This is a genomic window from Corynebacterium glutamicum ATCC 13032, assembly GCF_000011325.1.
GTDB lineage: Bacteria > Actinomycetota > Actinomycetes > Mycobacteriales > Mycobacteriaceae > Corynebacterium > Corynebacterium glutamicum.
On the sequence record NC_003450.3, the window covers coordinates 450827 to 462494 of the forward strand.

Consider the following 11668-nt stretch of genomic DNA (forward strand, 5'->3'; position numbering starts at 1 on the left):
AGGAAAACTAGTTCATTGCGTTTTGGAAGAACTCAACAGCAGCCGCCTTATCAGCGGTTACAACCTCCAGGTCAGGGGTCATGAGCTCGATGTCAGCCAACTCGGGGGTGCCCTCTGGAGTTCCGACATCTTCACGCACTGGCAGGTATGCCTGCTCAACTGCGATTTCCTGGCCTTCAACAGACAGCAGGAAGTTGATGTAGCGCTCGGCTGCTTCCTTCTTTTCAGAATCAGCGAACACACCTGCAGGCTCAGTGATGTAAGGAGAACCCTCCGATGCGTAGATGGTGTCGATTGGAGATCCAGCAGCAGCCAAGTCGCGCACCAAGTAGTCCACCACGATGCCCACTGGGTGGCCACCGCCAGCGATCTCCTGGGAGGTTGGGCCGTTGGACTGAGCGATCATTGGTTGGTTTTCACCCAAGGCGGTGATCCAGGCTTCGCCAAGCGCAGGGTCGTTCTTCCACACAGAAGCATTGAAGGCTGCAGCACCAGACACAGCTGGATCCGGCATGACCAGTTGGCCTGCATACTTAGGATCAGTCAGATCAGCCCAAGACGTAGGAAGCTCAGCCTGATCAACAACTTCAGTGTTGTATGCAATCACGGTTGGGATGATGCGGGTGCCTACATAAAAGTTCTCAGCATCCAGAGCCTCTTCAATGATGTCGGAAGTCTCAACATCTTCCAGCTCTGCAAGGTCGCCCTGTGCTGCATAAGTTTCAAAGGTTGCAGCATCCGCAGCCCACAACACATCAGCCTCGATAGAACCGGATGCCTTTTCAGCTTCAATGCGAGCAGTCAGATCGCCAGTACCAGCGCGGTACACCTCAACCTCAATATCTGGGTTGGCTTCCATGAACGCCTTGTTGATCTCATCGACCTTTTCCTCAGGCTCAGAGGTGTAGACGGTGATGGTTACTTTTTCACCGGCTGCATCGGATGCGTTAGCGGAAGAGCTTGCAGTGGTGGTCTCTGCGGTGGAAACGTCCTCAGAAGGTTCAGAGCAAGCCACGAGGAGAGCAGCGGAAGCGCCGAGTGCAAAAACAGTAACGGCAGTGCGCTTCAAAGGGTGCTTCGAAGACATGAAAATAAGGCCCTTCTTGAAATTTTAAGGAGTGTTTGGGGGAGGAAATAACATCTTTACATGAATGGGCGCATTTCGCAGGACTTATGGAAATGTCTGCACGTTTGGCGATGTTTCAGTTAGACCTTGAAGGGGAGACCTACATGAAGAGAGGTATTTCACGGATTCAATCCCTTAGATCGGGAGCCCTACAAGCAACTGCAATCTGCAGTGAACTGCCCAACAAAGGGGTGGGTTATGTGGGTAGGGAAAAGAATTATTTGTACCGCTGGCGGAACATCAAAAAGTGTTTGTGCTGAATCTGCCTGAACAGCTTGTATGGTGCATGAAAGGTGTGACCCAGGCTGCTAAAAGGGGACCTAATTAATAGGCCAAAAATGCCGTTTGGTAAAAGCAAGAATTGAAGCGGTTTTTCAAAACAGGCATGACTCAATTATCGTGTATATACCACACGGTAAACACCTGTTGAGAGGGTGGTCGGTTTTTACGCCACCAATGTTTGAACTGGCCGTTTTCTTTGAAAATCGCGCTCGGTTTGGATGCCCTCGTAAAATAAGGTGCAAATATTGTGCGCCGACCAGTTATGTCCTCATCCGACGGCGGTCAGTGTGCTTCATTAAATTGTCGTGGACAATCCCGGATCGAAAATTTGATTCGGCTTTTTTCATGGCTGTTGATGGAGTACGTTGGTCGTTTTCGAGACAAGTACTAGAAAAGATATTGATGACTATCGCCCATAAGCCCGAGATGGCTGAAACTACCGGGATCGAGACCAACCAGGTTTCCGAAACCATCGGGGTTGAATCGCTCACGCACGGAAACTTACGTCCTGTTTCATCTTTTGAGGGACAGCATGAGGGACAAACGGAAGAGTTACTTCCAGGCAAAGTCATTTTTGTTGGGGCCGGTCCCGGTAACCCTGATCTTCTTACAGTTCGTGCCCGTGAAGTTCTGGGCAACGCGGTTCGTGCGATTACTGATGAACAAGTACTAAGCGGCGTTCGAGCTTTTGTCGCCACTGAAATTCCTGTGCCGGAAGATAAGCTTCAGGCTGCGGAAGATGAGTACGAGCGCATCTGCATTGAAGCGAAGGAGAACGGTGCACGCCGTAAGCCTCCTCGTCCAGCACCACCAACCGCTGCAGAGATCACGGAAGTTTCTGAGGCGACTCCAGCTCAGATTGTTGAGCTTGTGCAGGATGCTCTTTCTTATGGTGGAGATGTTATTCGTCTTGTCACCGGCAACCCATTGAGCAGCGATGCCACACTGGCTGAGATCTCTGCAGTTTCCGAGGCTGGCCTGGAGTTCCAGGTGGTTCCAGGTATGTCTTTGCCTGCAACGGTTCCTGCATTTGCGGGAATTGCGTTGGGTTCTACCTACACCGAAACTGATGTCAACGGTCAAAACTTGGACTGGGATCAGTTGGCTAGCGCACCTCAGCCTTTGGTGCTGCAGGCCCGCGTGGATGACCTTTCCCGTATTGCACAGGAACTAAAGGCCCGCAATATGTCTTTGGAAACTCCTGTTTCTGTCACCGCTAACGGCACCACCCGTTTGCAGCGCACCTATGACACCACTTTAGGTCTGTTGCACAAGCTTGATGCTGAACTAAGCGGACCTTTGGTTGTTACCTTGGGCAAGGGTGTGGATGATCGCTCCAAGTACTCTTGGTGGGAAAACCGCGCTCTGTACGGTTGGCGTGTGCTGGTGCCTCGCGCTCGGGAGCAAGCGGCATCCATGTCCGCACGTCTGAGCAGCCACGGCGCTATCCCGCAGGAAGTCCCTACCATTTCTGTCGAACCACCGCGCAACCCAGCGCAAATGGAACGCGCCATCAAGGGCATCGTCGAAGGACGCTACCAGTGGGTTGTCCTCACCAGCGTCAACGCAGTGAAGGCAGTCTGGGAGAAAATCACCGAATTCGGCCTCGATTCACGTTCCTTCGCGGGCGTCCGCATCGCCGCAGTCGGTGAAAAAACCGCCGCTGAGATCCGCGCGCTCGGCATCACGCCGGAGCTTCTGCCTGCACGTACCAGGCAAAATGCGCAAGGGCTTGTCGACGTGTTCCCCGAATATTTCGAAGAACTCGATCCAGTCGGCCGTGTCCTCTTGCCGCGCGCAGATATCGCAACCGACGTGCTTGTCGACGGCCTGACCCACCTTGGTTGGGAAGTCGAAGACGTGGTGGCTTACCGCACCGTCCGCGCAGCACCACCAAGCGCTGATATCCGAGATATGATCAAGACCGGCGGATTTGATGCAGTTGCCTTCACCTCTTCGTCGACCGTGAAGAACCTCGTTGGTATCGCGGGTAAACCACACCCACGCACCATCGTCGCGTGCATCGGACCCATGACTGCAGCGACCGCTGAAGAACTGGGACTGCGCGTTGATGTCATGCCAGAGATCGCCGAAGTACCAGAACTGATCGACGCTCTTGCGGAACACGTGGCGGATCTGCGCGCTAAGGGCGAGCTGCCGCCGCCGAGGAAGAAACGCAGGCGTCGAAAAGCGTCTTAAAAGGTTTTTCACTAGGGTGTTGTCCATGGACATCCAGCAGCTAGACGCCGAAACAACAGCATGGAAAGACAGCCTCCTGCGCGCCGCACAGGAGGCTGGTTTTCATTTTGAGCCACCGAAACTCTTCGAGGATTTTGAGACCATGGTGGAGCAGTACAAGCAGGCAGCTGCGAGCGACCCGGACATTGATGTCACTGATATTCAGCAAATGTGGGGCATCGTGGTGGGGGAGTACCTGCGCGAAAAAATGGGCATGGAATGGGTCGTCATCACCGATGACTACGGCACTGACCTCGCGATTCTAGCCACGGCACCCAACGGGGACCACGTATATTCCTGCCCCATCATCGTGGTGGGCAAGCGCTTTTCACCCGACTATGAACCTGGTCAGCTGGAGTTTTTCTGCAATCAATTCATGGTGACGTCGCTCGCTCAACTGCAGTGAAAATAGTAGCGGACGTGGTCGTGTCCACCGCTGACTCTATGATTGGACAAAGGACCTAGAAATTTCAAGAGAGCAAAGGTTACAAGCAATGAGCACTTCTTCTGATTACTCCCACGCACTAATTCGTCGTCCGCGCCGACTTCGCGCCAACCCTGCGATGCGGGAACTAGTCGCGGAAACCGCATTGCGCCCGGCGGATCTTATTCTGCCAATGTTCTTTGCGGATGGAATCACTGAGGCACGTGAGATCTCCTCCATGCCGGGCGTTTATCAGCACACTGAAGATTCGCTGCTGCGTGCCGCCCATGAGGCTTTAGATGCTGGTGTTCGTTGCGTTGATCTGTTCGGTGTTCCAGTGGATGCGGACAAGGACTTCAATGGTTCCCAGGCATGGTCTGAAACCGGTGTGTTGAACCGTGCACTTTCATCGCTGCGTAAGGAATTCGGCGATGACCTGCTGATTATGGCCGATACTTGCCTTGATGAGTTCACGGATCATGGTCACTGCGGCGTAGTTACCGAGGACCGCCATGGAAACGCAATCGTGGACAACGATGCCACTTTGCCGCTGTACCAGCAGATGGCTGTTGCTCAGGCTCGTGCCGGTGCACATATTGTGAGCCCTTCCGGAATGATGGACGGCCAGATCGCTGCTATTCGTGCAGCGTTGGATGAGGAAGGCTACCAGGACGTCGCCATCATGGCGTATTCCGCTAAGTATGCATCAGCATTCTTCGGACCTTTCCGCGAAGCAGTGGGATCCTCCCTCCAAGGCGATCGACGTACCTACCAGCAAGATCCTGCGAACCTGCGTGAGTCTCTCCTTGAGGCAGAGCTAGATATCGCAGAAGGAGCGGACTTCATTATGGTCAAGCCTGCACTGCCATACCTTGATGTGCTGACCCGCATCGCTGATACCTCACCTGTCCCAGTGGCTGCCTACCAAGTTTCTGGTGAGTACGCGATGATCCAAGCAGCAGGCCGCAACGGTTGGGTTGACCTTGATGCAGTGATGATGGAATCTTTGACCTCCATCAAGCGTGCCGGTGCAAACCAAATCCTCACGTACTTTGCCGTTGACGCTGCCCGCGCACTGCGAAACGCTTAACAAGAACTAACTGATTAGTAGGACTCCCCATGAGCATGCTTCCCAATCTCACACCGAAGAAATCTGCCCCGCCTTCATCTTCTGCTTCTGCGAAAAATGCTGGAGAAAAGAAGGAAGACACCGTCAAGCTCCTGATTCAGATGTGGGCTGTGATGATCGGTTTGGAGCTGCTGCACCAGATCTTAAACGTGGTGATGAGCTTTACGGACCCGACTGCGCTGCGGACTGTTGCCAAAGAACAAGCAGCAGCACAGGGGCTTTCCGATGGCATTGTTAACGCCACAGTCATCGCAGCAATCTTGGTCATGGGATTCTTCAACCTCATTGTGATTGCCATTTTGTCCTGGATGGTGGTGATGGTGAAAAACCGTTCCAAACGCCTACCGACGGCATTCTTGCTGCTCACCATCTTCAGTTTCTTCTTTATCCTAAGAGTCTTGATGCTGTTTTTCGCCTCACCTGGTGGGACTGATGTTCCAATGGCACTATTTGCTATCGACGGTTGTGTACAAATCCTCGTCGGAGTGAGCGCCGGTGTGGCATATGCGCTCTCGCGCACTGAGCAGCCTGTCAAAATGCTCACCGACTACGCACCAGAAGACGCTAAACGGTAAGTACTGAAGAATTTTTAAAGACGACGGAGATTTCACCACAATGCCAAGCATGTTCCCATCACCCGCAACTGGCGGAGATGACATCAACCGACGCCCCCTGAATGAACCAAACGCAGATGCAACCACCATCCCCACTGCACTAAAAGTGGTGTTCTGGATGCTGTTTGCCACTGCAGCGTTCATGATTTTTACAGGCCTGGTGATGTACACCGCCGGATACACGGGACCTGATGATGTGGATGAGAGCTACAAAGCCGTTGTGGTGAACAACCAGGAGTTCATCGGTGGCATCAATGCCTTTGCTGGCGTCGTGATTGCTGCACTTACTTCACAACTGCCAAAGGGCGGCAAGAATCCGCGCCGTCTTTTGTTGGCCATCATGTTGTTGGTATTGCTGACAGATCTGTTGTCTTTTGCCACCCGCGCTGGAGGCTTCGCACTCGCAATCATCGCAGTCTTGTTGGCTTTGGAAGCACTCTTGATGTTCCGCCCAGCAGTCAATGATCACATTGACCGAAATCATATGGCTCGTGTAATGAATCGCGAGAAGTAGAACGGTTCGACCGTACTTTTTCGCTACCGTGAGTCTTACCGTGAGCCTTATACTGTGAGGACATTAAAAGTGACACCTCTTTTTCTATCTTTTACAACCCAAGAAGGTTTATCGTGAGCACACCGGATTCTTCCTCGGTGGACAAGGCCGTAAACACTGCTATCTCTGACGCCAAAACAGCGGCGCTCAAGGCAGGTGTTGGATTGAACCGAGCCACCGCCTCAGAAGAAGAGGAAGATTTAAGCTCAAGCATTAAGGTTTCTTTGGCCTTTGAGCTCGAGGGGTTAAGCAATGCACCATCGTTGATGGTGGTGGAAAAAGCCCTAGAGAAGATCCCCGGTGTATCCGCGGATCTGATTTACCCTTCACAAACTGCATGGATTACAGCAACTGATCGGGTACATCCCGAAACCCTCATTGAGGTGTTTGAGCAGTTCGGCATCAAAGCACACCTTTCTAATTCATCGCTGCTGCGCAGGCATCAACAGCTCAGCGCGGAAGTAAATAGGGAAGCACGCCTTGATCGTTACCGCTCCCGAATGGATGCCAAGCGAATCTCGCCTCGTGTGCGAAGGCATAACCGACAAGAAATGGTACATGCGGTACGCGCTCGTGAAAGTGGTTGGATTAAACGCAGGAATCACACCACCTCGCAGCATGAAGACCCAATGTCGGGCGATGTGCTGTTCACCGCCCGCGCACTGATTACACCTAAGCGTTTGTGGGTGTCGTTGCCGTTTGCGCTCATCGTATTGGCGTTATCGTTGAATCCTTCGTGGCAGTTTGATTATTGGCAGTGGTTGTCCGCTGTGTTGGCTATTCCTGTGGTGGTGTGGGGTGCCTGGCCGTTTCACCGCGCTGCAGCAGGCGGTATTCGTCGAGGAATTTCCGCTCTTGATGCGACCAGCTCAATCGCTATTGCTGCTGCATACGCGTGGTCTATCGCCATGCTGTTGTTTGAAACCCCAGGAGGTAAATCCTGGCGGTCATATCCGTCCTGGTTCGCTTTTGACCACGGCACGTTGACCCAAAACGAGATTTATTTTGATGTGGCCTGCGGAATCACCGTGTTGCTTCTTGCCGGACGGCTGCTGACAAGGCGTCGAAGCCAATCCAGTTTGTTAGCGGAACTTGGTCGCCTCCAAATCGATCCACAGCGCATTGTCACTGTGGTGCGTAAACACCGATTGAAGCGCGTAGTCCAGGAACTGAACATTCCAGTGCAGGAAGTCCGTGTCAATGACGATGTGAAAGTTCCACCTAATACCACGATCCCTGTGGATGGCACTGTCATCGGTGGCGGTTCGCGGATCGCAGCTAGCATCATCATGGGACAAGACCAGCGTGATGTAAAAGTAAATGACAAAGTTTTCGCCGGCAGCCTCAACCTCGAATCCGAAATCAAGGTTCGTGTTATTCGCACTGGTCACCGCACCCGCATCGCCGCGGTACATAGGTGGGTTAAAGAAGCGACGTTGAAGGAAAACCGCCACAATAGGGCAGCGATCCGTTCGGCCGGTAACCTTGTGCCCATCACGTTCACCCTTGCTGTGGTGGACTTCTGTCTGTGGGCACTGATCTCTGGAAACATCAACGCTGCATTTACCACTACCTTGGCTGTCCTTGCGTGCGTGGCTCCGGTGGCCTTAGCGTTGTCTGCTCCACTTGCCACGAGGAATTCCATCGAAGCTGCAGCACGACACGGTATTTTGGTCCGCTCTGGTGAAATTTTCCGAGTTCTCGATGATGTGGATACTGCCGTATTTAATCGTGTGGGCACACTAACCGATGGCGAAATGACAGTGGAAACCGTCACAGCAGACAAAGGCGAGGACCCAGAACTAGTGCTGCGTGTCGCCGGGGCGTTGGCCATGGAATCCCACCACGCGATTTCCAAAGCACTGGTGAAAGCATCCCGTGAAGCTCGTGATACCGGCGCCGGTGGTGAAGATGTCCCACACTGGATTGAAGTAGGCAACGTGGAAATCACCGAAGCCGGCTCATTCCAAGCAACCATCGAGCTGCCACTGATCAAACCATCTGGCGAAAAAATCATGCGCACCACAGAAGCACTCCTGTGGCGACCACGATCCATGACAGAAGTCCGTGAGCACTTAAGCCCCCGACTAGTGGCAGCAGCAACCTCAGGTGGCGCACCACTGATCGTGCGATGGAAAGGCAAAGACCGCGGAGTTATCACTCTAAGTGACCACGTGAGATCAGATTCCTCCGATGCGATTATTGCGATTGAAGAACAAGGCATCGAGACCATGATGCTTTCACGTGATACTTACCCGGTGGCACGTCGATACGCAGACAGCTTAGGCATCACCCACGTCTTGGCCGGCATCGCGCCGGGCAAGAAAGCCCAGGTCGTCCGTGCAGTCCACACCCGCGGATCCACTGTCGCGATGATCGGCGATGAATCAGTAATGGACTGTTTGAAAGTCGCTGACGTGGGTGTACTGATGGGCGTCGATCGTCCCTCAGATCTGCGTGATGATTCCGATGACCCGGCAGCTGACGTTGTGGTCATGCGCGAAGAGGTCATGAGCGTGCCGACGCTGTTTAAACTGGCTCGACGCTACGCCAAGTTGGTCAATGGCAATATTGCTCTGGCCTGGATCTATAACGGTGTTGCCATGGTGCTTGCAGTGTCTGGCTTGCTGCATCCAATGGCTGCGACCGTGGCTATGCTGGCGTCTTCGCTGCTTATTGAATGGCGCTCGGGCAGGGCGCGCAAGTACTAACCAGCAATTCCCAAGCCCAAAAACCCCTCCCATATAGTTCTTTTTACTGATGCATTGTCCTCAATTAGGTGTGGCTTCTTTTCCTAAATTGGGATAAATGGGGCAAGATTGAGCGCATGTCTGCTCTTACTATTCCAGCTGCGCGTCGCACGCTAAATAACGCGCCCATTATTGATGCCGCTAATGGCAAGACCCCGACTCGCACTCCGGTGTGGTTTATGCGCCAGGCGGGTAGGTCGTTGCCTGAGTACAAGAAGGTCCGTGAGGGAATCAGCATGTTGGATTCCTGTTTCATGCCGGAGTTGTTGGCGGAGATTACTTTGCAGCCGGTTCGTCGTCATGATGTGGATGCTGCGATTTTGTTCTCTGACATTGTGGTGCCGTTGCGTGCTGCGGGTGTTGGTGTGGAAATCGTGGCGGGTCGTGGACCTGTGTTGGATGCGCCGGTGCGGAGCCGTGGGGATGTGTTGAATCTTCCTATTTTGGAGGGCAACGTTCCGGAGGTGGAGCAGGGTATTGGCATCATTTTGGATGAGTTGTCTGATTCTCAGGCGTTGATTGGTTTTGCTGGTGCGCCGTTTACGTTGGCGAGTTACTTGGTTGAGGGTGGTCCTTCCAAGAATCATGAGAAGACCAAAGCAATGATGCATGGTGATCCTGAGACGTGGCATGCGTTGATGGCTCGTTTGGTGCCGACGATTGTGAATTCTTTGAAGTCGCAGATCGATGCGGGTATCGATGCGGTGCAGTTGTTTGATTCGTGGGCTGGGTTCCTCACTGAGCGTGATTACACCGAGTTCGTGTTGCCGTATTCCACTGAGATTTTGGAGGAAGTGGGCAAGTACCAGCTGCCTCGTATTCACTTTGGTGTGGGTACTGGTGAGTTGCTTGGTGCGATGAGCAAGGCTGGCTCAGAGGTCATGGGTGTGGATTGGCGGGTGCCGTTGGATAAGGCTGCGGAGCGTATTGCTGCGGTATCAGGTCCTAAGGTGTTGCAGGGTAACCTCGATCCTGCGTTGTTGTTTGCGGGTCGCGCACCTTTGACTAAGGAAATTGAGCGCATCAAGGCAGAGGCTCAGACTGCTGTTGATGCAGGTCATGCAACGGGCCATATCTTTAACCTTGGTCATGGTGTGCTTCCTAATACGGTGGCGGAAGATATTACTGAAGCCGTCTCCATCATTCATTCTTAAACTAAGAGGAGTTTCATGCGTTTTGCCATCATCGGTGCAGGCCTTGCGGGTCTGACTGCTGCATATGAGATCCATAAAGCTGATCCCACTGCCCAAATCGATGTGTTGGAAGCAGGCGAACGCATTGGCGGCAAGCTTTTTACGGTGCCGTTTGCTTCCGGACCTACCGATATTGGAGCGGAGGCGTTTTTAGCTGCGCGTTCCGATGCGGTGGAGTTTTTTACTGAGCTTGGGTTGGCTGATTCTTTGGTCAGCCCGTCTGCTGCGAAGTCTCAGTATTTCGCGGGCGGTGCGCTGCATGCGTTCCCCGCAGGTGGAGTGATGGGTATTCCAAGCAATCCACCAGCAGGCGCGCAAGACACCGCTTTTGATTGGACTCCTGGCCAAGACATTTCTGTTGGCGCCTTAGTGCGCCGTCAGTATGGCGATGAGATCGTCGATACTGTGGTGTCTTCGCTGCTTGGTGGCGTTTATTCCTCCACCGCTGATGATCTGGGTGTGCGCGCTTCCGTGCCGGCACTTGCTGCAGCCCTTGATCAGCTGGCTGAGGCCGGCGAGCCGGTGACTCTGTCAGCTGCGGTCAAGGCCGTGGAAGCTCAGCGGGAAGCCGCAAAAACAACTTCAGAAACCCGCCCCGTTTTCCAGACCTTCAAGGGCGGATACGCGGAGCTGTACGAAGCGTTGGCAGAGCAATGCGGTGCAGATATTCACTTGGATAGTTTCGTTTCCGCCATCACCAAAGATGGTGAAGGTTTTGCCATCAAGGGCGGTGGCGAAGGCACCTACGACAAGGTGATTTTGGCGGTTCCCGCTCCAACCGCCGCTGTGCTGCTCCGCGACTTGGCACCGGCCGCAGCGCCACATTTGCGCGCAATTAAGTTGGCTTCTTCAGCAGTCGTCGGCATGCGTTTCGATTCCAGCGAGGGCCTGCCCGACAACTCCGGCGTCCTGGTCGCTGTTAATGAGCCGGGCATCACGGCGAAGGCCTTCACGTTCTCCTCAAAGAAGTGGCCTCACCTGGAGGCTCGCGGGGGCGCGCTCGTGCGCGCGTCGTTCGGCAGGCTAGGCGATGAGGCGTCGGCACGCATGGACGAGGATTTGCTTGTCGACGCCGCCCTCGACGATCTCCTCACCATAACCGGGTTCGACGGCCGGGCTGCCGGACTGGGTGAAATTTTCGTGCAGCGCTGGTTCGGTGGGCTCCCAGCCTATGGAGTTGATCACATTGCTACCGTTTCGGCTGCGCGTGCAGAGATCGCAGCCGTGCCTGGCGTGGAAGCAATTGGCGCGTGGGCTGGGGGAGTGGGAGTTCCCGCAGTTATCGCAGATGCCCAGGCAGCAGTACACAGGTTGCTGGGATAAGCACCCAAAAACACTATTGACCACCCCAATCGCTGT

The 11668-nt window shown here is 53.8% G+C and carries 9 protein-coding genes; 8 read left to right on the forward strand and 1 reads right to left on the reverse strand.

From position 1 onward, the window contains the following. Positions 1–7: 7 nt before the first annotated feature. Complete coding sequence (locus CGL_RS02175; RefSeq protein ID WP_011013644.1) at positions 8–1087, reverse strand: ABC transporter substrate-binding protein; 1080 nt, start codon at positions 1085–1087, stop codon at positions 8–10. A gap of 723 nt (positions 1088–1810) precedes the next feature. On the opposite strand from CGL_RS02175, the gene CGL_RS02185 reads away from it, so the two are divergent. The 8 genes from CGL_RS02185 (at position 1811) to CGL_RS02220 (ending at position 11632) form a co-directional block, all read left to right on the forward strand. Then, the gene (locus tag CGL_RS02185) at positions 1811–3607 is read left to right on the forward strand and encodes a bifunctional uroporphyrinogen-III C-methyltransferase/uroporphyrinogen-III synthase (protein ID WP_011013645.1); all 1797 of its coding nucleotides are present in this window, start codon (positions 1811–1813) and stop codon (positions 3605–3607) included. A 25-nt stretch (positions 3608–3632) separates the two neighbouring features. After that, positions 3633–4052 (forward strand): DUF3806 domain-containing protein, encoded by a 420-nt coding sequence (locus tag CGL_RS02190; protein WP_011265559.1) that lies wholly within the window; start codon positions 3633–3635, stop codon positions 4050–4052. A gap of 88 nt (positions 4053–4140) precedes the next feature. Then, complete coding sequence (gene hemB, locus CGL_RS02195; protein WP_011013646.1) at positions 4141–5160, forward strand: porphobilinogen synthase; 1020 nt, start codon at positions 4141–4143, stop codon at positions 5158–5160. 29 nt (positions 5161–5189) lie between these two features. Beyond that, on the forward strand, positions 5190–5774 hold the full coding sequence (locus tag CGL_RS02200; RefSeq protein WP_003860456.1) for a hypothetical protein: 585 nt from the start codon (positions 5190–5192) through the stop codon (positions 5772–5774). A gap of 40 nt (positions 5775–5814) precedes the next feature. Continuing rightward, positions 5815–6327, forward strand: a complete 513-nt coding sequence (locus CGL_RS02205) for a hypothetical protein (RefSeq protein WP_011013647.1) — start codon at positions 5815–5817, stop codon at positions 6325–6327. A 113-nt stretch (positions 6328–6440) separates the two neighbouring features. Further along, on the forward strand, positions 6441–9077 hold the full coding sequence (locus CGL_RS02210) for a heavy metal translocating P-type ATPase (RefSeq protein ID WP_011013648.1): 2637 nt from the start codon (positions 6441–6443) through the stop codon (positions 9075–9077). 116 nt (positions 9078–9193) lie between these two features. Then, a complete protein-coding gene (gene hemE, locus CGL_RS02215) occupies positions 9194–10270 on the forward strand; it encodes a uroporphyrinogen decarboxylase (RefSeq protein WP_011265560.1) in 1077 nt (358 codons plus the stop codon). A gap of 15 nt (positions 10271–10285) precedes the next feature. Continuing rightward, complete coding sequence (locus CGL_RS02220) at positions 10286–11632, forward strand: protoporphyrinogen oxidase (protein ID WP_011013650.1); 1347 nt, start codon at positions 10286–10288, stop codon at positions 11630–11632. Positions 11633–11668: the final 36 nt, after the last annotated feature.